Source organism: Halorarius halobius (assembly GCF_024298865.1).
GTDB lineage: Archaea > Halobacteriota > Halobacteria > Halobacteriales > Haloarculaceae > Halorarius > Halorarius halobius.
The window spans coordinates 1,059,056-1,081,599 of sequence record NZ_CP101161.1; the positions used below are offsets into that span (position 1 = coordinate 1,059,056).

The window sequence follows — 22,544 nt, forward strand, 5'->3', positions numbered from 1 at the left end:
GCCCGTGATGTGACCGTCGCCCGGGGCGGTCGAGGCGGGTGTGTGGGCCGCCGTCCCGGAGCAACGAGGCCGTCCCCGGCCTCGCTCCCCACGGCCCGCCTGTTCGCCTCAATCCAGCCTGTCGAGCACCGCCTCGGCGTCGTACGCCAGCCGTAGCTCCCGTGAGCGCCCTCGTCCGTCCACGTCGGCGTACTCGGCGTCGACCAGTCCGAGCTGGTCGAGCTTGTTGATTATCTCGGAGTAGCGGGTGTACCCCAGGTCGGTCTCGTCGTTGAACGCGTCGAACACGTCGCCGGCCCGCTTCCCGTCGTGGTCCGCGAGCACCCGCAGGAACGCGCGTTCGGACTCCGAGAGGCCACGCAGGTGCCGCGAGAGATGGACGTGTTTCGCCTTCTCGTAGGCGTCGTCGACGTCCTCGACGGCCACCTCCATCGAGGCGCGCATCTCGGCGTTCAGCCCGGCCCGCCGGAGCAGGTCGATGCCGACTCGGAGGTCGCCGCCCGAGTCGGCGGTGAGTTCCGCCACGCGGTCGAGCACCTGCGGTCCGACCGCGCCCTCGCGGAAGCCGCGGTCGACCCGCTCCTGCAGGATGTCGACTATCTCGCGCTCGCCGTACTTCGAGAAGTACACCTCCTCGGGCCGGAACACCGATTGGACGCGCCCATCGAGTTCGTTGATGACGTCGAGTTCGAGGTCGGAGGAGACGACGATGACGCCGATTTTCGCGCCCGAGTGGGCTTCGTGCGCCCGAAGGAGGGAGTAGAGCGTGTCGGACGCCTCGTTCTCGTAGAACAGGTAGTTCACGTCGTCGAGCGCGACCACGAGCACCTCGTCCTCCTCGACGAGGCGGTCGGTTATCTGGCCGAACAGTTTCTTGAACGAGATGCCCGACGTGGGTGGCTCGTACTCGAAGATACCCTCGAACAGCCGCGAGAACACCGAGTAGCGCGTCGAGTCGACCTGGCAGTTGACGCGGACGGTCTGGACTTCCGAGACGGACGCCAGTTCGTCGAACAGCATCTGGACGGCGGTGGTCTTCCCCGTCCCGGGCGGACCACGCGCCATCACGTTCAGCGGGCGCGACCCCCGGACCGCAGGACGGAGCGCGTACTTCAGCGTCTCCATCTGCTCGTCGCGGTGGCGGAACGTCTCCGGCACGTACTCGAAGTCGAACACGTGCTCGTCGCGGAACACCGACTCGTCCCACCCGAGCATATCCCCTCCGTCCGCGAGGACACGGCGGGGTGGCGCGCCGTCGCTCATTTCACTTTCACCTCGCTTCCCACGCCACTTAACCGTTGTCGCGCCCCGGCGGAAGTGGTCAGCGACGGCCGCGTCAGTCGTCGGCGGGCATCGCCCCTTGGGGCGGCGTGTCGGCCGCCTCCGCGGTCCAGGCCTGCCACGCCATCAACAGCATGGCAACGATGAGACACAGCCCCCACAGGAACGCGGTCGGGTGCAGGGCCGGCACGGGAACGCCGGCGGCGACCCAGACGGTGACGGGGAGCGCCCACTGGCCGACGACGTACAGCCCAGTCACGGCCTGCCGAACGCGCCCGACGACGCCCAGCGCATCGACGGCGAACCCCATCACGATAGCAAGAATTGACAGCACCCCGAGATGCGCGTGTCCCCCGACCATCCAGCTAGGTACCGCGGTCCCACCCGCGAGCAGCATGTTCTGATACAACCCCACCACCATCATCGTCGCCAGGCCGAGAAAGCCCGACGTCTTGAGGATTCGTGACATAGTCCCCTCGGTCAGGTGGTTTCCCGCCCCGGACATAAACGTGTCGTTGCGAATGAATATCCGCCGTACCTCTCACTCCACGTCGTCGAACTTCTCCAGCAGGCGAGGATAGAACTCGCCGTCCGCCTGGCCGGCCAGTTTCTCGACTATCAACTCGGGGGTCGAGCGCGCGAGGTGGTCCTTCCGCGGGGAGCGGTTCACCTCCAGGTCGCCGTCCACGAGGCCGACGGCTTCGATACCGTCGACGGTGACGTCGATGTCGGCGGCGGCGCGTATCTCGCCGGCGAGATGCGAGACGAACACCGCCGTCGACTCCGACGCCGCGAGCGCCTCGAGGATGCCCGCGATGATGAGCGCCGAGGCGCCCGGTTCGGTGATAGACTCCAGTTCGTCCACGAGGACAAGCCGCGTCCGGTCGCCCGTCGCCACGTCGCCGAACTCGCGGAGCGTGGCCTCGAACGCGCCCGCATCGAGCGTGCCCTGCGTCTTCGCCTGGTAGTGGAGCGCCTCGAACCGCTCGACGCGGGCCGACTCCGCCGGCACGGGAAGCCCCATGTGCGCCAGCACCGCGACCAGCCCGACCAGGTCCAGCGTCGACGTCTTGCCGCCGGAGTTGACGCCCGACAGCACTGCGACCCCCTCGACGCCGTAGTCGACCGGCTCCACGTCCTCGAACGGGACGTCGAGCAGCGGCGAGCGCCCGGCCTCGATGGCGAACCCCCGCCCTCCGAACTCAGGCATCGTGCAGTCGAACTCGCGGGCGAACCGCGCGACGGCCAGTTCCACGTCCAACTCGAGGGCCGCATCCACGAGGTCGGCGGCAGGGTCGCGCATCTCGGCGAGCGTCTCCGCGAGGTCGCGTTTGAGCCGTGCCGCCCGGCGGTCGCGCTCGGCGGTTAGCTCCTCGCGGAGCCGCGAGACGGCGCGGTCGTTCGACTCCACCGGGAACGTCGGCCGGTCGTCGAACGCCTCGCGTGCGAGGTCCGCGTGGTCCGAGAGGTCCAGCGCGTCGACGAGGTGGTCCCGGGCGGCGTCGACCGCCTCGGCGTACTCGTCGGCCAGTTCGCGGTCGAGTAGCGAGTCGACGCCCGCGCCTTGCTCGACCAGCGACAGCAAATCGGCGCCCTCGATGGTCACGTCGCGCTGTTCGATGGCCTCGCGCAGGCGGTCGTTGGCGACGCTCTCGGCGACCGAGACGGCGGCGTCGAGGTCGTCCACCGCCGTCGAGAGCCGGTCGAGTTCCTCGTCGCCCGCCACGGTGCCGTCCGCGTCGAGCCGCTCGAGCGCCTGGTCGAGTTCTTCGGCGTCCAGCGGCGCGTCCAGGTCGGCGGCCCGGTGGACGCGCGCGGCCGCCCGCAGGCTGTCGCGGTTGCGCGCGAAGAAGGCAAGCACCCGCTCGGGGACGACCGAGACGGGGTCGTCGAGCGCCCCGGGGTCGACGCGCACGTCGCCTTCGACGTCGACGCCGGCGAACGCCTCGTCGAGCGCGACGACGGTGGCGTACCCCCGCGCGAGCTCCGCGAGGTCCCGTGCGTCGTCGACCAGTTCGACCGACAACTCCGGCATCGCGTCGGTCGCTTCCGCGTACGTCTCGGCGTCGGTCGTCGCCAGACAGCGGTCGCGGACCCGCACGTCACCAGGGGCGTCGAGCGGCTCGACGCCGTCGAGTGCGTCCAGCACGTCGGGGTCGGGGTCGCGTTCCATCGCGCCGGCCGCGAACTCGCGTACCTCCTCGATGCGCGACCGGCTCCCGGAAGGGTACAGCGTCTCTAGCCGCCGTGCGGCGTAGGCGGTGACGGCCCGCCCCTGAACGAGTTCGAGCGCGTCCCGGTACAGCTCCCGCGCTCGGTCGGTGGCGAGAAAGTCGCCGTCGTCGCCGTGGCGGGCGCGGATAGCCCCCCGCGCGATGCGGGCGGCTCGCCCCTCCGAGATGCCGGGCGCTCGCGCGATGGCGGCGACGTCGCCGCGTTCGAGCGCCGCCTCGGGGTCGTCGAGCTGGCGGAGTCGGTCGGCCGTCTTCGCGCCGACGCCGGGGACCGCCTCCAGTTCCATCGGCGGCGTCTACCGACCCGGCGGCCTAAAGCCTTCCCGAGACGGGCGTCGAGTGGGTGCCCCGACCCGTGGCCTTTTGCCCGTCGCCGGCCGAGCCCCGAGCATGAGCCTGCCGGACGCGACCGTCGCCAAACTGGACGCCGCCCGCGAGGACCTCGCCGGCTTCGACGGCGTCGTCGTCGCCTTCTCCGGCGGCGTCGACTCCTCGGTGGTGGCCGCGGTCGCCCACGACGCGCTGGGCGACGACGCCGTCGCCTGCACCGCGAAATCGGAGACGCTCCCCGCGGCCGAGTTGGACGACGCCACCCGCGTCGCCGAGGAGATAGGCGTCCGCCACGAGATAACCTCGTTCTCGGAACTCGACGACCCCGCCTTCGTCGAGAACGACGACGACCGCTGTTACCACTGCCGGTCGATGCGGCTGGGCGAGATGTTCGACGTGGCCCGCGAGCTAGGCATCGACGTGGTGTGCGACGGGACGAACGCCGACGACCCCGGCGAAGGCCACCGCCCCGGGCTCCGCGCCGTCGAGGAACTCGACGCCTACTCGCCGCTTCTGGAACACGGCATCACCAAGGAGGAGGTCCGGGCCATCGCGGACCACTACGAGCTGTCGGTCGCGGACAAGCCCTCGATGGCTTGCCTGTCGTCGCGTATCCCGACGGGGCTGGACGTGACCGAGGACCGATTGACGCGCGTGGAGCAGGCCGAACAACTGTTGCGGACGTGGGGGTTCGAGCAGTTCCGGGTGCGCGACCACGACGGCCTCGCCCGCATCGAGGTCGGCGAGGACGAACTCGACCGCGCGCTCGACGCCGACTTCGTGCGTGCCGCGCGCGACCACCTGCTCGACTGCGGGTTCGACCACGTGACGCTCGACCTGGAGGGATACCGCACGGGGAGCGTCTCGCCCGACGCGGACGGCGGCGACGTGCTCGACGCCGACTACCCGACGCCGGACTGACTCAGTCGGCCCACTCGCGGACGTTCCGGTCGACGACGCGCGGTTCGTCGCCCTCGAACACGGTGACGCCGCAGTTGTCGATGTGGTTGTCCAGCACCGCCGTCTCGATGTCGCCCCCGGTGACGTGCGACAGTAGCATGTAGACGGGGCCGCCGTGGGTGACGACGAGCCGCGTGCCCCCCTCGGCGAGCAGTTGGTCGAACCGGTCGGTGACCCGGTCGTGCACGTCGACGAGGCTCTCGCCCGAGTCGGGCACCCGGTCGGCCGCGGCGGCGGCGGCCTCCCCGAGCCCGAACTCCGGGTAGCGCTCGAACACGTCCTGATACGTCAGCCCCTGATACACGCCGATGTCGCGCTCGCGCCACGCCCGCTCGTAGCTGGCGTCGCTCGGCTCGTGTGCGAGGTGGTCGGCCACGCGCTCGGTCGTCTCCTTCGTCCGGAGGAGGTCGGAGGCGTGGACCGCGTCGAACGCGTAGCGGTCCGCGAGCCACGCCCCGAGCGCGTCGGCCTGCTCGCGGCCGGTGTCGTTCAGCGGCACGGGCGCCCACCCCTGCATCCGCCCCTCCCGATTCCACGGCGTCTCCCCGTGGCGCGCGACGACGATGGTGGTCATCGGCTGGAGCCAGGGTCCCGTTCCCCATGAGCGTTCGCGTCGCGGGGCCGGTGTCAGCACGCTTTTGCCCGCGGAGGCAAATATCACGGCAATGAGCGGCTCCCGCGAGCGCCGTCGCAAGCCCGAGTGGCTGAAAAGTCGGCCCCCGTCCGGCGAGCGGTTCGCCGACATCAAGTCGACCCTCCGCGACCACGACCTCCACACGGTCTGTGAGGAGGCCTCGTGTCCGAATCTGGGTGACTGCTGGAGCGGGCGCAACGGCCCCGGCACGGCGACGTTCATGCTGATGGGCGACCGCTGTTCGCGCGGCTGTAACTTCTGTGACGTGAAGACCGGCGGGATGGACCCGCTCGACGGCGACGAACCGGCGAACGTCGCCTCGGCGGTCGCCGAAATCGGCCTCGACTACGTCGTGTTGACGAGCGTGGACCGCGACGACCTGCCAGACGGCGGCGCCTCCCACTTCGCGGAGACCGTCCGCGAGATAAAGCGCCGGGACCCCTCGATTCTCGTGGAGGCGCTCATCCCCGACTTCCAGGGGGACGAAGCGGCCGTCCGGAAGGTCATCGACGCCGGGCCGGACGTGCTCGCGCACAACGTCGAGACGGTCGAACGCCTCCAGTGGCCCGTCCGGGACCGCCGGGCCGGCTACGAGCAGTCGCTGTCGGTCCTGCGGCAGGTCGCGGAGTCGGACTGCTACGCGAAGACCTCCATCATGCTCGGGGTCGGCGAGTACGCCCACGAGGTGTACCAGACGCTCTCGGACCTGAAGCAGGCCGGCGTCGACATCGTCACGTTCGGCCAGTACCTCCAGCCGTCCCGCTCCCATCTGGAGGTGTTCGACTACGTCCACCCCGACGTGTTCGACACCTGGCGCGCCGTCGCGGAGGAGGAACTCGACTTCCTCTACTGTGCGTCGGGGCCGATGGTCCGTTCGTCGTTCAAGGCCGGCGAGTTCTTCGTCGAGGCGGTCGCCCGCGACGGCCTCAGCGTCGAGGAGGCGCGCGAGCAGGCCCGAGCACGCGGCGATTGAGCCTCGGTACCACGCCACGTTTTCCACCGAAAACCGGACGGACGGTCACATCCCCCCGGCGAAAAACGGCCGCGCTCGACGTTCGTGGGGTGCTCGCCGGCAATAACGGCACCCAGCGGAAGGTATTTACGAAAACCATATGCCGCGGGCGAGTGAGCGTTCCCGTATGTCAGCACGGGTGGTCCGTCCGTGAGCGTACTGGAGCGCGACCCGGACGACCGGGTCCAGATACTCGACGAGGACGGCAACGTCCTCGACGGGGCGACGGTCCCGGACCTCGACGACGACCGGCTGGTCGAGATGTACCGCACGATGAAACTCGCCCGCCACTTCGACCAGCGGGCGGTGAGCCTCCAGCGACAGGGCCGGATGGGGACCTATCCGCCGCTGTCGGGCCAGGAGGGCGCACAGGTCGCCTCCGCGATGGCGCTCGGCTCCGACGACTGGATAGTCCCCTCATACCGCGAGCACGGCGCGGCGTACGTCCGCGGGCTGGAACTCGACGAGACGCTCCGCTACTGGATGGGCGACGAGCGGGGCAACCGGCTGGAAGGGCTCCGAATCATGCCCGTCGCCGTCCCCATCGCCTCCCAGATTCCCCACGCGTCGGGGCTGGGGTGGGCCGCGAAACTCCAGGGGAACGACGACGAGGCCGTCCTCTGTTACTTCGGCGACGGCGCCACCTCCGAGGGCGACTTCCACGAGGGACTGAACTTCGCGGGCGTGTTCGACACCCCCAACGTGTTCTTCTGTAACAACAACCAGTGGGCCATCTCGGTTCCACGGGAGCGCCAAACCGCCGCGGAGACGCTCGCCCAGAAGGCCGCCGCCTACGGGTTCGAGGGCGTGCAGGTCGACGGGATGGACCCGCTCGCGGTGTATCAGGTCACCAGCGAGGCCGTCGAGAAGGCGACGGACCCGGGCGAGGACGAACTCCGACCGACGCTCGTCGAGGCGGTTCAGTACCGCTTCGGCGCCCACACGACGGCGGACGACCCCTCCGTCTACCGCGACGAGGAGGAGGTCGAACGCTGGAAGGCGAAGGACCCCATCCCGCGGCTGGAGAACTTCCTGCGGAACCACGGCGTCCTCGACGACGAGCGGGTCGATGCTATCACCGAGGACGTGGAAGCGGAGGTCGCGGAGGCCATCACGGCCGCCGAGTCCATCGAACGACCCGCCCCCGAGGAGATGTTCGCCCACGTGTACGACGAGATGCCGGAGCGGCTGGAACAGCAACTCGACTACCTCGAACGCCTCCGCGAGCAGCACGGCGACGAAGCGCTACTGGAGGACTGACAGATGAGCACGCAGAACCTCACCCTGGTGCAGGCAGTACGGGACGGGATGAAAACCGAGATGGAGCGCGACGACGACGTCGTCGTGCTCGGCGAAGACGTCGGCAAGAACGGCGGCGTGTTCCGCGCCACCGAGGGGCTCTACGAGGAGTTCGGCGAGGACCGCGTCATCGACACGCCGCTGGCGGAGGCCGGCATCGTCGGCACCGCCATCGGGATGGCCGCCTACGGGATGAAGCCGGTGCCGGAGATACAGTTCTCCGGGTTCATGTACCCGGCATTCGACCAGATAGTGAGCCACGCCGCCCGCCTGCGAACGCGCTCGCGCGGCCGGTTCACGGTGCCGATGACGCTCCGTGCGCCGTACGGCGGCGGCATCCGCGCGCCGGAACACCACTCCGAGTCGAAAGAGGCGTTCTACACCCACGAGGCCGGCCTCCAGGTCGTCGTGCCGTCGACGCCCCACGACGCGAAGGGGCTACTCTCCGCGTCGATTCGTGACCCCGACCCGGTCGTGTTCCTCGAACCCAAACTCATCTACCGGGCCTTCCGCGAGGAGGTGCCCGACGACGACTACACCGTCGAGTTGGGCGAGGCCGCGGTCCGCCGGGACGGGACGGACGTCTCGGTGTTCACGTGGGGCGCGATGACCCGGCCGACGCTGGAGGCCGCGGAGAACCTCGAGGGCGAGATAGACGTCGAGGTGGTGGACCTGCGGACGCTGTCGCCGATGGACTGGGACAGCATCGTCGAGTCGTTCAAGAAGACGGGCCGGGCCGCGGTGGTCCACGAGGCACCCAAGACGGGCGGCCTCGGCGCCGAAATCGCCGCCACCATTCAGGAAGAGGCGCTCCTGTACCAGGAGGCGCCCGTCAAGCGCATCACCGGCTTCGACACGCCCTTCCCGCTGTACGCGCTCGAGGATTACTACATGCCCGAGGCACACCGCATCGAGGACGGCATCCGGGAGGCGGTCGAGTTCTAACGATGGTCCGCGAGTTCAAACTGCCCGACGTGGGCGAGGGGCTGACCGAAGCCGAGATAGTCAACTGGCTCGTCGAGGTCGGCGACACCGTCACCGAGGACCAACCGGTCGCCGAGGTGGAGACGGACAAGGCCGTCGTGGAGGTACCCGCACCCGTCAACGGCACCGTCCGCGAGATACTCGCCGAAGAGGGCGAGATGGTCCCCGTCGGCGACGTCATCATCACCTTCGACACCGACGAGGACACCTCGTCGAGCAGTCAGCCGAAGGCTGACGACGTGGAGGGTGAGGCATCCGAACCGGCCGACGAATCTGTCGACGAATCTACGGCCGGAACGGCCGACGCGGCCGAGGACACCGAGGTCGAGTCCGCGGTCGAACCGGCCGACGAGAGCGACGACGCGGACGCCGAGGCGACCGCCACCAAAGGCGGCCGCACGTTCGCGGCACCCTCCGCGCGACGACTGGCCCGCGAACTCGGCGTCGACATCGACGCCGTCGAGGGCTCCGGCCCCGGCGGGCGCGTGACCGAGGCCGATGTCCGGGCACACGCCGAGCAGGACGAGGCCGACAGCGAGGAGACCGAGACCAAATCCGCGACGAAACGCGTCAGCGACGAGGCGGACGCCGGTGAGACCGCGACGGCCCCGGCGTCGGCGGAGGCGGCGGGCCGCGAGACGACGCTCGCGACCCCGGCGACCCGGCAACTGGCCGACGATGAGGGCGTCGACATCGACGACGTGCCGACCGACGAGACCCGCGACGGGCAGGCGTTCGTCACCTCCGAGCAGGTCACCCAGTACGCCGAGGCCCAGCGCGCCGCACAGGCGGCCGACGCCGAGGCCGTCAGCGAGGCGGCCCCGGAGACCGAGACTACCGACGAGGGCGAGGTCGAGCGGGTGCCGTACACGGGCGTCCGCCGGACCATCGGGGAGGCGATGGAGACGTCGAAGTACTCCGCGCCCCACGTCACCCACCACGACACCGTCGTCGTCGAGGACCTCGTGGACGCCCGCGAGCGGCTGAAACCCCGCGCCGAGGAGCAGGGCATCCGTCTGACGTACATGCCGTTCGTCGTCAAGGCGGTCGTCGCGGCGCTGAAACAGCATCCCGTGCTCAACTCCCAGCTCGACGAGGACGCCGGAGAGATACTGCGCAAGCAGTACTACAACGTCGGCATCGCCGTCGCCACCGACGCGGGGCTGATGGTGCCCGTCGTGAAGAACGCCGACGGGAAGGACATGCTCAGTATCGCCAGCGACGTGAACGAGCTAGCGGGGAAGGCCCGCGAGCGCTCCATCTCCCGCGAGGAGATGCAGGGCGGCACCTTCTCAATCACGAACTTCGGCGCCATCGGCGGCGAGTACGCCACGCCCATCATCAACTACCCCGAGACAGCCATCCTCGGGCTGGGCGAACTGAAACAGCGGCCCGTCGTGGAGGACGGCGAGGTGGTCGCCAGACACACCATCCCCATCTCGCTGTCCATCGACCACCGGGTCATCGACGGCGCCGACGCCGCGGCGTTCGCCAACACGCTCATGGAGTACCTGAACAACCCCGAACTGCTGCTCTTGGAATAATGGTCGTCGGAGACATCTCAACTGGCACGGACGTACTGGTCATCGGCGCGGGTCCGGGCGGCTACGTCGCCGCCATCCGCGCGGCGCAACTGGATCTGGACACGACGCTCGTCGAGAAGGACGCCTACGGCGGCACCTGCCTCAACCGCGGGTGTATCCCGTCGAAGGCGCTCATCACCGCGACGGACGTGGCCCACGAGGCGGGCAACGCCGAGGCGATGGGCGTCCACGCCGACCCCGCGGTCGACCTGCAGGGGATGCAGTCGTGGAAGGGCGATGTCGTCGACCAGTTGACCGGCGGCGTCGAGAAACTCTGCAAGGCCAACGGCGTCAACCTCGTCGAGGGCACCGCGGAGTTCGCCGGCAACGGGAAGGCCCGCGTCGCCCACGGCGGCCAGGGCCAGGGGAGCGAGACCATCGAGTTCGAACACGCCGTCGTCGCCACCGGCTCCCGGCCCATCGAGATTCCGGGGTTCGAGTTCGACGAGGAGCACGTGCTCTCGTCGACGGGCGCGCTCGCCCTCGACGAGGTGCCCGACGACCTCGTCGTCGTCGGCGCCGGCTACATCGGCATGGAACTGTCGACGGTGTTCGCCAAACTCGGCACCGACGTCACCGTCGTCGAGATGCTCGACCAGGCGCTTCCCGGCTACGAGGAGGACGTCGCTCGCGTCGTCCGCGAGCGCGCCGAGGAACTCGGCGTCGAGTTCCAGTTCGGCGAAGGGGCGAGCGACTGGGAGCAGACGGCCGAGGGCGTCCGCGTCGCCACCGAGACCGAGGCCGGCGACCGCTCGGAGTACGACGCCGACAAGGTCTTGGTCGCCGTGGGTCGGGAACCCGTCACCGACACGCTCAACCTCGAGGCCATCGGGCTCGACCCCGACGAGAACGGCTTCCTGCAGACCGACCACGAGGGCCGCACCGACGTCGAGAACGTGTTCGCCGTCGGCGACGTGGCGGGCGAACCGATGCTCGCACACAAGGGCTCTCACGAGGGCGAGGTGGTCGCGGAGGTCATCGCCGGCGAGCCGGCGGCCATGGATTATCAGGCCGTCCCCGCCGCGGTGTTCACCGACCCCGAGATAGCCACCGTGGGGATGACCGAGAGCGAGGCCGCCGACGAAGGGTTCGACCCCGTCGTGGGACAGATGCCGATGCAGGCGTCCGGTCGCGCGCTCACGCTCGGCGAGCGCGACGGGTTCGTCCGCGTCGTCGCCGACGAGGAGACCGGGTTCGTGCTCGGCGGGCAGATAGTCGGCCCGGAGGCCAGCGAGATGATAGCGGAACTCGCCCTGGCTATCGAGATGGGCGCGACCCTCGAAGACGTCGGCTCGACCATCCACACCCACCCGACGCTGGCGGAGGCGACGATGGAGGCGGTGAAGAACGCGCAGGGCCACGCCATCCACACGCTCAACCGATAGGACTCGCGAACAGGCGTGCGTCCGCGAGTTTTCCGTCCGAAGGAGAATCGCACCCCGAGCCGCTGGACTCAGTCGTCCGCGGGCGCGGTGCTTGTGCCCCCGCGCCGCTCCATCGCGGTCCAGCGCGCGACGGCGTAGATGACGACGGCCACGAGCGCCGCGCCGCCGAACGCCGACGCCAGCCAGTCGGCCGGGTTCGTGAACGCGCCCACCCGCTCGAAGACGAGGTCCCACACCGCCGCGAGCCCGTACACCAGCGCGGCCGCGACCAGCCAGACGCCCGCGGCGGCGGCCGCCCGGAGGTTCTCCGCGAGGAACGAGCGGGCGTCGGCCTCCAGCGGGTCCGGGGAGGCCGCGTCGGCCAGCGCCCGCCCCCGGGCACCGGCGTACAGCAGGCCGAGCGTCAGGGCGATGAGCGTCAGCGGCGTCTGGAGCGTCGGCGGCGCGAGTTGCACGACGAACGCCCAGCAGACGAACGCGAGCGCCGCGGGCGCGGACTCGACGGCGATTCGGCGCGATATCTCCGGTATCATGGCCCAGGGTCGTCGCGCCTCCGGCAAAAGCGCCCCGTAGACGCAACCGCGGATTTGAGTCATCCGCCGGTTCGTTTATCCCCCCGACCGGACTACCCGAGAGCATGAAGGCGCTGACGCTCGGTCCCGAGGGGACCTACTCCCACCGGGCGACCCGGGCAGTCGCTGACGACATCGAGTTCACCGAGTCGGTGACCGGCATCGTCGAGGGCGTCGCCGGCGGCGAGTACGACCGCGGTGTCGTCCCCATCGAGAACAGCATCGAGGGGTCGGTGACGGAGTCGCTGGACGCGCTCTCGGACCGGAACGTGGCGGTCGTCCGGGAGATAGTCACCCCCATCCGGCACGCCCTGCTCGCTCAGCGGAGCGAGTTCGACGTGGTGGCGAGCCACGCACAGGCGCTCGCGCAGTGCCGGTCGTACCTCGAACGCGAGTATCCGCAGGCGAAACTGGAGGCCGTCGCCTCCACGGCCCGCGGCGTCGAGCGCGCCCGCGAGGACGAGACGGTGGCGGCGGTCGGCCACCCGGACAACGCCGGTGACGACCTCCAGGTGCTCGCGGAGGATATCCAGGACCGCACCTCGAACGCGACGCGGTTCGTCGTCATCGCGCCCGAGACGGAGCGGACCGACGCCGGCCGGAAGACCTCCTTCGTCGTCTACCCGAACACGAACTACCCCGGCCTGCTTCTGGAGATGCTCGAACCGTTCGCGGAGCGGGACATCAACCTCTCGCGGGTGGAGTCGCGCCCCTCCGGTGAGCGACTCGGCGACTACGTGTTCCACATCGACGTGGAGGCGGGCCTCTACGAGGACCGCACCCAGGAGGCGCTCGGGGACCTCGAGGACATCGCGGAACACGGCTGGGTCCGCGTGCTGGGGTCGTACGACACCGAGCACGTGCTCTACTAACCCACTTTTTGCTCGGGGGTCTCGCGCCTCCGGCGCTCGACCCCCGGCAAAAACTGGTGGAAAATATGCGCGCCTGCTCCCATCGGCGCGCTCACTCCGTTCGCGCGCCTCTCGTCCGCGGGCGCTACCGCGGCTCCCTGCGGTCGCCGCGGGGGAACCGCTCGGTCGCATTGCTCTCTCGCGGATGCTCGTCCTCTCTCCCGCTCCGGGGGCTATCTCCACCCGAAACGGTACCGTTTCCTCTCTATATCCCACCCCAGCGGGACGTACTCACTCCCGGCGCGCGGGCGGCTCCTCGCTGACGAGCAGTCCCCACACGTCCCGGCGGTCGGCCGCTTCCCGGTAGAGCCGTTCCCGGAGGCGGTCGTAGTCACGGAACTGGCGGAAGAACCCGACCACGTCGTCGGTGCCGGGAGGGGCCACGTCCGCACGCAGGAACGCCTGCTCGATGGCCTCGCCGTTCGAGTAGACGGCGTCGTCGGTCAGCAGGTGGGCGCCCTCCTCCCAGTCGTCGGGGAGGCGCTCGCGCTGGTCGTCCTCCAGTTCGGAGAACCCCACCACGTCCATGTCGGTGTGTTCGAGCACCTGCTCGGCACACCACGTACAGAACCCGCAGTCGTCGTCGTAGACGAACGTGTCGACCATACCCGGAGTAGGACGGGCGTACCCTTGCCGGTTTCCCTGCGCGGCGTCAGTCGAACCGGCCGCTGATGGCGTCGCACTCGACACAGAGCGTGACGAGTTCGTCGCCCTCCTCGGTCGCCTCGACGCGCTGTTCGGTGCGCTCGCCACACGACTCGCACTCCCGGAGGATGGTCGTCTCGCCGGAGTCCTGGGGCGCGCCAACTGCAAGCGCCCGGACGCGCTCGTCGCCGCGATTCCAGCCCTGTTGCCACTCGCCGGGGCCGAATCGGACGAGTTCGCCCGCCGCGACGGTCACCTCCTCCGTCTCCCCGTCGGGGTCGCCCGTCTCGAAGGTGGCCTCGCCGTCGAGGACGTAGAACACCTCCTCCTGGTCCGCGTGGGTGTGGTAGCCGAACGCGAACGACTCGCCGGGGTCGAGTTCGTAGTAGTTGATGGCGGCGTGGTCCGCGCCGAGCGCGCGCCCGACCGGTCGCTTCACGTCGGCGGGCCCCATCCACGAGTCGAGGCTCTCGATGTCGGCTTTCTCCATGCGGGGAGCGACACCGGCCGCCGAGTTAAGCTTAGTCCCAGTAGTCGACGGCGTCGTCGCGCTCGTAGAACTCGACGGTTCGCTCGCCGTCGCCGCCCGGCGGTCCGCCGACGAAGGTGCCGACGCCGTCGACCTCGGGGTAGACGGCCACGTCCGGGTCGTTCATCGTCGAGGTCATCAGATACCGGAGCACCTCGTCGCCGGTGTTGACGACCTGGTGGGCGCCCGACTCGTCGGCCGGGCAGGCGACGTACTCGCCCGGTTCCAGCGAGGCGTCCTCGCGTCCCTCGCCGCGGCGTAGGGTTCCCGTACCGGCCAGTACGTAGATGGCCTCCTCGTTGCCGGTGTGATAGTGGAGCGGCCACGGCCGCTCGCCGGGGTCGAGTTCGTACAGCGACGCGCCCAGTTCCTCGCCGCCCGCCGCGGCCGCGAGCTTCTTCCGCCGGAATGCGGTGGTCTCGCCGTCCTGTTCGGTCCAGTCGAGCTCCGCCTCGTTGACCATGCACGGGGTTCGGGCCACCGGGAGAAAGGCGTGCCCCCGGCGTGGGTCGCGCCGACACGCGGCGGCGAGAACTCCGCGTTCGGGCGGTAGAGGTGGCAACGTTGGCCGGTTTGTCACCGACACCCACACTATTATTATGGGGGTAGCTTCCTTTCCGTGGGGTATGCCGGAGTGTCAGAACTGCAGTTCGTTCGTAACGGCAGCCTACGCTCGCGTGTTCACCCCGAACGGGACGGAGGACCCGCGAGTCTGCCCCCAGTGCGAGGACAAAATCCGGGACGGCGCCGACGTGCGCGAGGCCCGGTCGACGCGACGAACTTGAGTATCTGACGCCTACCGCGCGCTCGCCACCAGCGAGCGCGCCGCTTCGAACAGTTCTTCCGCCCGCCGCTCGTCGCGAGCCTCGGCCGTGACCCGGACGAGCGGCTGGGTACCGCTGGCCCGCAGGAGGAACCAGCCGCCGTCGACGCCGACCCGGACGCCGTCGAGCGTCGCCACGTCGTCGTACTCCGCGTCGACGGCTTCGCGAACCCGCTCCATCACCGCCGCCTTCTCGTCGGTCTCGACGCTGTCGCGGCGGATGGGGTAGTCGGGCACGTCCGCCAGCCGCTCGGTGAGCGGCCGCTCGCTCGCCAGTTCGACCAGTTTGCAGGCCGCGTACGGGCCGTCGGGACACAGCGTCTCGCCGGGCCATATCCACGCGCCCGACGGCTCGCCGCCGAACGCCACGCCCGGGTCGGTGGCCGCCTCCGCGACGTAGACGTCCCCGACGCGGGTGCGCTCAACGTCGATGCCCCGCTCGGCGAGGTAGTCCTCGACGGCGAGGCTGGTGTCGACGGGCACCGCCACGCGGTCGCCCTCGCTGGCGGCCTCCCCGGCGAACAGCGCCAGCGTCGCGTCGCCCGAGAGGAACGTGCCGTCGGCCGCGACGGCGCGGGCCCGGTCGGCGTCGCCGTCGTGTGCGATACCCACCTCGGCGTCGGACTCGCGGACGAGCGCCGCCAGCGACGCGCAGTTCTCGGCGGTCGGCTCGGAGGGCCGGCCCGGGAACGTGCCGTCCGGCTGGGCGTTCAGCGTCTCGACCGAACAGCCGAGTTCGGTCAGCGCGTCGACGGTGACGCCGCCGGCGCCGTTGCCGAGGTCGACGACCACGTCGGGCGCACCCGAGAGGTCGGTCGCCGCGACCAGTCGCTCGACGTGGTCGGGCGCGGCGTCCCACTCCGTGCGGGTGCCGAGGCCGTCCCACGCCCGGAGGTCGAACGCCGCTTCGCGCAGGCGGCGCTCGATTTCGGCACGGAGGTCGGCGTCGTACGCCTGTCCCGAGGGTTGCCACAGTTTGATGCCGTTGTCGGGCGCGGGGTTGTGGCTCGCCGTCACGGAGACGCCCGCGCCAGCGTCCCCCCACGCGACCGCGCGGGCGACCGTGGGCGTGGCCGCGACGCCGAGGTCCACCACGTCCGCGCCGGTCTCGCGCAGGCCCGCCGCGAGCGCGTCGACTAGCAGTTCGCCCGACTCGCGGGGGTCGCGCCCGACGACGACGCGCCCCTCAGCATCCCGTGCCGCGAGGTCGCTCCCGACCGCCCGCCCCACGTCGAGCGCGAGGTCCGCGGTGACCGTCTCCCCCACGGGCCCCCTGATGCCGCTTGTGCCGAACATACCCATCGCTCGCTCGGCGGGTGGAAAGTTACCCGGGTTCTACCCGCGGGGCGTGGAACCCGCCGTCCCGTGCGAGCCAGTCGGCGTAGCGGTCGGCCACGCGGCCGGCGTTCACCGCACCGGCGAACGTGCTGTCCGGTGGGGCGACGACGGCGACGGTCACGTCGGCTCCCACACACAGCAGGTCCCGGTCGTCAGCGCCTCGCGGTCGACGTACTGGTCGAGACACGCCCAGTTGCAGAACGCGAGACGGTCGCCGTCGTACTCGACGTAGACTGGGTCGTGGCGCTCGGCCGCGTGGCCGCAGAACGCACAGTCTGTCATGCCCCGACGTACGCGCTCTGGTCACAAGAGCAGTCGCCCGCATCGAGGGGCGCGGGTTTTTGTCCCCGCCTGCCCGACCCCCGAGCATGAAGCAGGACGGCGGCACCGAGGCGGCGAAACGCAAAGCGGGGCGGGTCGCGGCCGACCGCGTCACCGACGGGACAGTCGTGGGACTGGGCACCGGGTCGACCGCGGCCCACGCCATCCGCGCGCTCGGTGAGGCCGTCGACGCCGGCCTCGACGTCGAGGGCATCCCGACCTCCTACCAGTCGCGGCGCCTCGCCCGCGAGGCCGGCATCCCGCTGACGACGCTGGAGGAGGCCACGCCCGACGTGGCAATCGACGGCGCCGACGAGGTGGCTGGGTTCGACCTCGTGAAGGGTGGCGGCGCGGCCCACGCCCGCGAAAAGTACGTCGACGCGGCCGCCGCCGAGTTGCTGGTCGTCGCGGACCCCTCGAAACTGGCCGACCGGCTCTCGCATCCGGTGCCGGTCGAGGTGTTGCCGGACGCCGCGCCGGTGGTCGCCGAGCGGCTCCGCGCGCTCGGTGGCGACCCCGACCTGCGGGCGGCCGAGCGGAAGGACGGCCCCGTCGTCACCGACAACGGCAACCTCGTGCTCGACTGTGCGTTCGGGCCCATCGACGACCCCGCGGCGCTGGCGGGCGACCTCTCGGCGGTGCCGGGGGCCGTCGAACACGGGCTGTTCGTGGGGCTTGCCGACGCCGTGTTCGTGGGACGCGACGACGGCGTCGAGGTCCACGAGGCCGAACGCAGTGAGGCCTCGGAATGAGCGAGCGGGGCGAGGTTCGACCGGAGGGGGAACCTCGGATGCGAACGGGCCGAAGGCCCGTGAGCGGAGCGACGCCGCGGGTGCGCCGGAGCGCCGGCTGTCGCTGGTGGGTGGCGTCGAAAGAAAGCGGGAATCGGGGACTGACCCGAGTTACAGGTCGCGCGGCTGGACCGTCTTCCGGTCGTTCTCCTGGGCACGCCGGGCGGCGTCCTCGAGCAGCTCGTCGACCTCGTCGTCGAGCGCGTCGTAGAAGTCGGACGCAACGTTCATGTCATCGAGCGCTTCCTTCACAGCGGCCTTGACGATCAGGTCTGCCATACGAGCCGATGTTGCTGGGGGTCCTTTATATGGTTTCCCATTCTACGGCGCTCTCGCCGCTTCTCGCGCCCGTTCTCCGTGTAGAACGGGGAAGGATTCGCCGGTGCTGGGCGCCGACGCTTCCGGTTTCTCCGCTGACAGCATCGACCGTGAGCAAATCCGGACGGCTTTGTGCTCGCGCGCGCTCCCGTCGGGTATGCGCGACATCCTCGAACGGGTGGCGGCCGGCGACCTCTCGCCGGCGGCCGCCGAGGCGGAACTCCGCGGGTTCGCCCGCAACGAGGCGGGCCGGTTCGACGCCGCCCGCGAACGCCGGTCGGGCGTCCCCGAGGCGGTGCTGGCCGAGGGGAAGACGCCGGCAGAGACGGCCGCACTCGCGGCGACCAGTCTCGAAACCACGGGGCGGGCGCTCGTCACCCGCGCGAGCGACGCCCACGCCGACGCCGTCCGACGGGTCGTAGCCGACGACCACCCCGAGGCGACCGTCGAGCAGGACGACCGCGCCCGGACGCTCGTGGCCCGTACCCCGCCGTTCGAGGCGCCGACCCTCGACGCGACGATCGGCGTCGTCACCGCGGGCACCTCCGACGCGTCGGCCGCCGGCGAGGCGGCCGTCGTCGCCGCCGAGATGGGTGCGACGGTCGAGCGGGTGACGGACGTGGGCGTGGCGGGCATCCACCGCCTGTTCGACGCGCTGGACGACCTTCGGGCGCTTGACGTACTGGTCGTCGCGGCCGGCCGCGAGGGGGCGCTCCCGACCGTCGTCGCGGGGCTGGTCGACACGCCCGTCATCGGGCTCCCCGTCTCGAACGGTTACGGGCACGCGGGCGACGGCGAGGCCGCGCTCGCCGGGATGCTCCAGTCGTGCACCGCCCTGTCTGTCGTCAACATCGACGCCGGGTTCACCGCGGGCGCGCAGGCAGGGCTCCTCGCCCGCGCGGTGAGCGACGCACGCGACGGGAGTGAGTGAGTCGTGGTACCACGGGTCGGAGGCGGCCGCCATCACCCGTTGCCGAGGGTATATGTGTGTCGAAACCCTACCAAGGGGTGCCGACAGGGCCGTACCCGTCGGCAGGATAATGCCCAGGTGCGACCACTGTGACGCGCACGTTTCGGAGCGGTTCGCCCGCGTGTTCGCGGACGAGTCGGGGCAGGTCAGGGCCTGCCCGAACTGCTCGGCGAACGCCGGCATCGCCGAGGTCTCCAGGGAGCGTGCGTACGAATCGCGGCCGTAGCGCCGCAGCATCGCCCCTCAACCACGGGGGTGCCCTCCGGTGAGCCACTACGTGTACGTCCTCGAGTGTAGCGACGGCACCCTCTACACCGGCTATACGACGGACCCCGAGCGACGCGTCGCCGAACACGACGCCGGCGAGGGCGCGAAGTACACCCGCGGCCGGACGCCCGTCGAACTCGTCCACGTCGAGTCGTACGACTCGAAAAGCGCCGCGATGTCCCGCGAACACGAGATAAAGACGTTCTCCCGCCGCCGGAAGGAGCGGCTCGTGGCCGACGGCGCGTCCGAGAGTTGAAGTAGGAGACCGCGGCCACCCGGCGCGTGACAGAGGCTCACCTCATCGCCGGCGACTGCACCACCACGTACCGGGGCGACCGTGCCCACGAGAAGCGAGGCCGTGCGGTCTGTCTCCGCAAGCCCGACGACACCGTTCTGGTCCACGACGCCGACGGCTACCGCCCGGTGGCGTGGCTCACCCGCCCCGAGGCGACCGTCGTGGCGGGCGACCCACCTACGGTCGAGGCCCGCGACGGCGACGCCCGCTTGCGGGTGCTGTTCCACGCCGTCAGCGTCGACGTCCGCGTCCCCGTCTCGCCGGCGGGCGAACCGGTCGGCCCCTGTCCAGACTGCGACGGGACGCTGGTCCGGCGCTCCGGCCGCCTCGCGTGCACCGACTGCGACCGGGTCCACGGCCTGCCCGACGGCGCGACGGTCCGCGACGAGCGGTGCGACTGCGGGCTTCCCCGCCTGGAGGTCACCCGCGGCGAGCGGTTCGAGGTGTGTGCCGACCGGACGTGCGACCCGCTTGACCCGAAGGTCGAGTCGGCGTTCGACCGCGCGTTCGACTGCCCGGCGTGTGGCGACGACCTGCGGGTCGTGCGGGCGGGTGGCCTGTTTCTCGGCTGTGACGCCTACCCCGACTGCGAGGCCGCGTTCTCGCTACCGGCGAGCGAGCGGGTGGGCACCTGCGACTGCGGGCTCCCGACGTTCGCGTCCGCCGAGGGACCGCGGTGTCTCGACGCCGGCTGTCCGTCTCCGTAGGTTTTTGCCCCTCGCCGTCTCCGGTTCGAGTATGCAGGGACACGTCGAGGGTGGGGTGGTCGTGCTCGACGCGCCCGCCCGCGAGCGGTTCTACGATTCGAGCGGCTACGGCCATCCCCGTGGCGATGCGCTGGCCGTCTCCCGGGCCGAGGCGGCCCACCTCCTCTACCGCGGTGACCTCGACGCCGTCGACGGCCACGGCTTCGAGTCGTTCCTCGCCACCGCCCCGGGACTGGCGGCCCGTTTCCTCGTCTACAAGGACCTCCGGGACCGCGGCTTCTATCTCACGCCCGCCCGCGAGGACTGGGTCGCCGAGCCGTCGGGCGCGGATTTCGTCGTCTACCCCCGCGGCGACGGGCCGTGGGACGACACCGTCGAGTACCGCGTCCGCGTCGTCGCCGAACGGGAGTCGGTGACCGCGGCCGACCTGGGTGAGGTAGTGCTCGCCGTCGTCGACGAGGAGTCCGAACTGACGTATCTGGAGACGTCCCGCCCCGACGTATCGGGGTCGTCGGGGACGGCGCTCGACTGGTCGGCCGAGGCGGAACTGCTCGACGACCGGGTCGTCGTCTGGGACCCCCCGGCAGGACTCTACGAGGAGGGGTTCTACGGCCGGCCGCTCGACGAGGCGGGGACGGCGCTCCAGTTGTCGCTCGTCGAGGCGGCGTATCTCGCCGAGCGGAGCGTCCTCTCGTTCGATGGCGGCGTCGACGCAGTGGTCGCCAGCGGCCGGGACGCCGAAGGCGCCCGGTTCGACCGCCGGCTGACAGTCTACGCCGCGCTCCGGGAGCGTGGCGTCGTCCCCAAGACCGGGTTCAAGTTCGGCGCCGACTTCCGGACGTACGCCGACGTGGAGTCGGTCGACGAACTCGGTCACTCCGAGTTGCTGGTCCGCGTGCTCCCCGCCGACCACACCTTTTCGCCGCGGGACCTCTCGCTGGACGTGCGTCTCGCCCACGGCGTCCGCAAGCGAATGACGTTCGCGCTCACGGCCGACGACGAGGTCCGGTGGCTGGAGGTCGGGCGGCTGACGCCGTAGTCACTCGCCGCCCGCGCGCTCGACGAGGTTGGCGACAACCCGTGCGTCCGGGGCGTAGTCGCGTGGCACTTCCGCCGCTCGCTCCTCGACGGCCGCGGTCAGTTCCGCGAGCGCCTCGTCGACCGTCATCGCCGCGAGGTCGTCGCGGCCGACGCCGCGGGCGGCGAGCAGTTCCGCAGTCTGCCGGTCGGCGCCCACCTCGACGAGGCCGGCCGCGCGGACGAAACCCTCGGCGCGGCGCGTCGAGACGCCCGCCGCCGCCGCGACGGCCGACGGCTCCGCGCCGGCAAGCGCCGACAGCGAGTCGACGCTCGCCGCACCGAGCGCACCGCCGCGGACCGGCCCGACCCCTTCGACGGCCTCCGTCGCGTTCGGGTCGTCGTCGGCCGGGTCCTCGTCGACCGGGTCCTCGTCGACCGGGCCGGGCCGGAACGTCACCGACACCGTCCCCTCGCCCGCGCCGGGCGTCACCGGGAGCTCGCCGTCCTCGTCGGCCAGCACGTCGACCGGGAGTTCGACCGAGAGGTCGGCGACCGAGAGGTAGGGGCCCCTCTCCCGAGCCTCGCGGTCGGCCTCGATGTCGTCGACGGCGGTCTGTAACTGTTCGTGGAGGTGGACGAGCAGGGTCGCGAACGTGAGCGGCATCTACCGCTCCCCCTCGAAGTGGAGTTTCGCGCGGACCCGTCCCATCGCCGCCCGCTCGACCGGCCCGACGGTCCGGGCGTCGACCAGCCGGACGCCGAGGTCCGGCGCGAACGTCAGCCCCGTCTCCACCTCCAGCGAATCGACGACGGGCCGGGGGTAGCCCGCCTCCGCGACCGCTCGCCGGGCGGCCTTCCGCTCGCCGCCGAGGCGGTCGGCGACGGCCTCGCGGACCGTCGCCACGGCGTCGGCCGACAGCGTCGGGAGCGACCCGAGGAACGTCAGGTCCGTCTCGTCCAGCCGGACGCCGAGGGTACGCTCGACGGGCGGCGTCTCGGGCAACTCCCCGAGCGGGAACCGCTCGGGGTGGACGTACAGTGCCCCCTCGCGGACCGCGGTGTCGCCCGGCTCCCACCCCGAGAGATACCGGTCGAGCGTCTCGTCGTCGAAGACGCGCGCCAGCAGTTTCTCCGGCGGGCGGTCGAACGGCGGGAACCGCTCCGCGAGGACGGCGTCCACCTCGCCGGCGTCGACGAACGCGGCCGGCGGCTCCGCGAGGCGCCGCTCGACGGCGAGTCGGTCCGCCGCGGCCGCCGTCTCCGCGTCGACGACGCCCTCGACGCCGCCCTCTATGACCCGGGCGAGCACCGAACCGAGCGTCGGCATCGGGTCGC

28 protein-coding genes are annotated in these 22,544 nt (G+C 70.9%); 14 read left to right on the forward strand and 14 right to left on the reverse strand.

Going from position 1 to position 22,544, the window contains the following annotated elements; genetic code table 11:
* Positions 1–108: 108 nt before the first annotated feature.
* From NL112_RS05635 to NL112_RS05645, 3 genes are all read right to left on the reverse strand, one after another.
* A complete protein-coding gene (locus NL112_RS05635) occupies positions 109–1,263 on the reverse strand; it encodes an ORC1-type DNA replication protein (RefSeq protein WP_255151651.1) in 1,155 nt (384 codons plus the stop codon).
* A gap of 73 nt (positions 1,264–1,336) precedes the next feature.
* Positions 1,337–1,750, reverse strand: coding sequence for a DUF8059 family membrane protein (locus tag NL112_RS05640; protein WP_255151652.1), 414 nt, complete (start codon positions 1,748–1,750; stop codon positions 1,337–1,339).
* A 72-nt stretch (positions 1,751–1,822) separates the two neighbouring features.
* Positions 1,823–3,802, reverse strand: a complete 1,980-nt coding sequence (locus tag NL112_RS05645) for a MutS-related protein (protein WP_255151653.1) — start codon at positions 3,800–3,802, stop codon at positions 1,823–1,825.
* A 103-nt stretch (positions 3,803–3,905) separates the two neighbouring features.
* On the opposite strand from NL112_RS05645, the gene larE reads away from it, so the two are divergent.
* The gene (larE, locus tag NL112_RS05650) at positions 3,906–4,766 is read left to right on the forward strand and encodes an ATP-dependent sacrificial sulfur transferase LarE (protein WP_255151654.1); all 861 of its coding nucleotides are present in this window, start codon (positions 3,906–3,908) and stop codon (positions 4,764–4,766) included.
* Between the two features lies 1 nt (position 4,767).
* Here larE and NL112_RS05655 read toward each other — a convergent pair whose 3' ends face one another.
* Positions 4,768–5,379, reverse strand: a complete 612-nt coding sequence (locus tag NL112_RS05655; protein ID WP_255151655.1) for a histidine phosphatase family protein — start codon at positions 5,377–5,379, stop codon at positions 4,768–4,770.
* A 91-nt stretch (positions 5,380–5,470) separates the two neighbouring features.
* Between NL112_RS05655 and lipA the strand changes: the two genes are divergently transcribed.
* From lipA to lpdA, 5 genes are all read left to right on the forward strand, one after another.
* A complete protein-coding gene (gene lipA / locus NL112_RS05660) occupies positions 5,471–6,412 on the forward strand; it encodes a lipoyl synthase (protein ID WP_350356154.1) in 942 nt (313 codons plus the stop codon).
* Between the two features lie 189 nt (positions 6,413–6,601).
* Positions 6,602–7,711: a pyruvate dehydrogenase (acetyl-transferring) E1 component subunit alpha gene (gene pdhA, locus NL112_RS05665; protein WP_255151657.1), complete on the forward strand. Its 1,110-nt coding sequence runs from the start codon at positions 6,602–6,604 to the stop codon at positions 7,709–7,711.
* Positions 7,712–7,714: 3 nt separating this feature from the next.
* Complete coding sequence (locus tag NL112_RS05670; RefSeq protein WP_255151658.1) at positions 7,715–8,695, forward strand: alpha-ketoacid dehydrogenase subunit beta; 981 nt, start codon at positions 7,715–7,717, stop codon at positions 8,693–8,695.
* 2 nt (positions 8,696–8,697) lie between these two features.
* Positions 8,698–10,278, forward strand: coding sequence for a dihydrolipoamide acetyltransferase family protein (locus tag NL112_RS05675; RefSeq protein WP_255151659.1), 1,581 nt, complete (start codon positions 8,698–8,700; stop codon positions 10,276–10,278).
* Positions 10,278–11,702 carry a dihydrolipoyl dehydrogenase gene (lpdA, locus tag NL112_RS05680; protein WP_255151660.1) on the forward strand — a complete coding sequence of 475 codons (1,425 nt, stop codon included), beginning with the start codon at positions 10,278–10,280 and terminating at the stop codon, positions 11,700–11,702. Before NL112_RS05675 ends, lpdA begins: the two co-directional genes overlap by 1 nt.
* A gap of 68 nt (positions 11,703–11,770) precedes the next feature.
* Here the strand turns inward: lpdA and NL112_RS05685 are convergent, their stop codons facing one another.
* Positions 11,771–12,235 (reverse strand): hypothetical protein, encoded by a 465-nt coding sequence (locus NL112_RS05685; RefSeq protein ID WP_255151661.1) that lies wholly within the window; start codon positions 12,233–12,235, stop codon positions 11,771–11,773.
* A 104-nt stretch (positions 12,236–12,339) separates the two neighbouring features.
* On the opposite strand from NL112_RS05685, the gene pheA reads away from it, so the two are divergent.
* Positions 12,340–13,146 (forward strand): prephenate dehydratase, encoded by an 807-nt coding sequence (gene pheA, locus NL112_RS05690; RefSeq protein ID WP_255151662.1) that lies wholly within the window; start codon positions 12,340–12,342, stop codon positions 13,144–13,146.
* A gap of 270 nt (positions 13,147–13,416) precedes the next feature.
* Here the strand turns inward: pheA and NL112_RS05695 are convergent, their stop codons facing one another.
* The 3 genes from NL112_RS05695 to NL112_RS05705 are packed head-to-tail and all read right to left on the reverse strand — an operon-like array spanning position 13,417 to position 14,822.
* Complete coding sequence (locus NL112_RS05695) at positions 13,417–13,791, reverse strand: DCC1-like thiol-disulfide oxidoreductase family protein (protein WP_255151663.1); 375 nt, start codon at positions 13,789–13,791, stop codon at positions 13,417–13,419.
* Positions 13,792–13,837: 46 nt separating this feature from the next.
* The gene (locus NL112_RS05700) at positions 13,838–14,320 is read right to left on the reverse strand and encodes a cupin domain-containing protein (RefSeq protein WP_255151664.1); all 483 of its coding nucleotides are present in this window, start codon (positions 14,318–14,320) and stop codon (positions 13,838–13,840) included.
* A gap of 31 nt (positions 14,321–14,351) precedes the next feature.
* Positions 14,352–14,822, reverse strand: a complete 471-nt coding sequence (locus NL112_RS05705) for a cupin domain-containing protein (protein ID WP_255151665.1) — start codon at positions 14,820–14,822, stop codon at positions 14,352–14,354.
* 163 nt (positions 14,823–14,985) lie between these two features.
* On the opposite strand from NL112_RS05705, the gene NL112_RS05710 reads away from it, so the two are divergent.
* The gene (locus NL112_RS05710) at positions 14,986–15,144 is read left to right on the forward strand and encodes a DUF7563 family protein (protein ID WP_255151666.1); all 159 of its coding nucleotides are present in this window, start codon (positions 14,986–14,988) and stop codon (positions 15,142–15,144) included.
* Between the two features lie 11 nt (positions 15,145–15,155).
* Here the strand turns inward: NL112_RS05710 and glmM are convergent, their stop codons facing one another.
* Genes glmM through NL112_RS05725 form a run of 3 tightly spaced genes read right to left on the reverse strand, consistent with a single transcriptional unit; the run spans position 15,156 to position 16,802 of the window.
* Entirely contained in the window at positions 15,156–16,484 is a 1,329-nt protein-coding gene (gene glmM, locus NL112_RS05715) for a phosphoglucosamine mutase (RefSeq protein ID WP_255151667.1), read from the reverse strand.
* A 22-nt stretch (positions 16,485–16,506) separates the two neighbouring features.
* A complete protein-coding gene (locus NL112_RS05720; protein WP_255151668.1) occupies positions 16,507–16,653 on the reverse strand; it encodes a hypothetical protein in 147 nt (48 codons plus the stop codon).
* Positions 16,638–16,802, reverse strand: coding sequence for a hypothetical protein (locus NL112_RS05725; protein WP_255151669.1), 165 nt, complete (start codon positions 16,800–16,802; stop codon positions 16,638–16,640). The genes NL112_RS05720 and NL112_RS05725 overlap by 16 nt, the downstream gene beginning before the upstream one ends.
* Positions 16,803–16,888: 86 nt before the next feature.
* On the opposite strand from NL112_RS05725, the gene rpiA reads away from it, so the two are divergent.
* The gene (gene rpiA / locus NL112_RS05730) at positions 16,889–17,593 is read left to right on the forward strand and encodes a ribose-5-phosphate isomerase RpiA (protein WP_255151670.1); all 705 of its coding nucleotides are present in this window, start codon (positions 16,889–16,891) and stop codon (positions 17,591–17,593) included.
* A 150-nt stretch (positions 17,594–17,743) separates the two neighbouring features.
* On the opposite strand, the gene NL112_RS05735 is transcribed toward rpiA, so the two are convergent.
* Positions 17,744–17,911: a DUF1931 domain-containing protein gene (locus NL112_RS05735; protein ID WP_255151671.1), complete on the reverse strand. Its 168-nt coding sequence runs from the start codon at positions 17,909–17,911 to the stop codon at positions 17,744–17,746.
* Positions 17,912–18,107: 196 nt separating this feature from the next.
* Between NL112_RS05735 and larB the strand changes: the two genes are divergently transcribed.
* The 5 genes from larB to endA all read left to right on the forward strand — a co-directional run bounded on the left by larB (position 18,108) and on the right by endA (position 21,228).
* Positions 18,108–18,881, forward strand: a complete 774-nt coding sequence (gene larB / locus NL112_RS05740) for a nickel pincer cofactor biosynthesis protein LarB (protein WP_255151672.1) — start codon at positions 18,108–18,110, stop codon at positions 18,879–18,881.
* Between the two features lie 109 nt (positions 18,882–18,990).
* Positions 18,991–19,146 carry a DUF7563 family protein gene (locus NL112_RS05745; protein WP_255151673.1) on the forward strand — a complete coding sequence of 52 codons (156 nt, stop codon included), beginning with the start codon at positions 18,991–18,993 and terminating at the stop codon, positions 19,144–19,146.
* Positions 19,147–19,185: 39 nt separating this feature from the next.
* Entirely contained in the window at positions 19,186–19,443 is a 258-nt protein-coding gene (locus NL112_RS05750; protein WP_255151674.1) for a GIY-YIG nuclease family protein, read from the forward strand.
* Positions 19,444–19,469: 26 nt separating this feature from the next.
* The gene (locus NL112_RS05755) at positions 19,470–20,189 is read left to right on the forward strand and encodes a topoisomerase DNA-binding C4 zinc finger domain-containing protein (protein WP_255151675.1); all 720 of its coding nucleotides are present in this window, start codon (positions 19,470–19,472) and stop codon (positions 20,187–20,189) included.
* 31 nt (positions 20,190–20,220) lie between these two features.
* Positions 20,221–21,228, forward strand: a complete 1,008-nt coding sequence (endA, locus tag NL112_RS05760) for a tRNA-intron lyase (protein ID WP_255151676.1) — start codon at positions 20,221–20,223, stop codon at positions 21,226–21,228.
* Here the strand turns inward: endA and NL112_RS05765 are convergent, their stop codons facing one another.
* On the reverse strand, positions 21,229–21,873 hold the full coding sequence (locus tag NL112_RS05765) for a hypothetical protein (protein WP_255151677.1): 645 nt from the start codon (positions 21,871–21,873) through the stop codon (positions 21,229–21,231).
* Positions 21,874–22,536, reverse strand: coding sequence for a hypothetical protein (locus NL112_RS05770; RefSeq protein WP_255151678.1), 663 nt, complete (start codon positions 22,534–22,536; stop codon positions 21,874–21,876). It abuts the gene before it with no gap.
* Positions 22,537–22,544 lie beyond the last annotated feature (8 nt).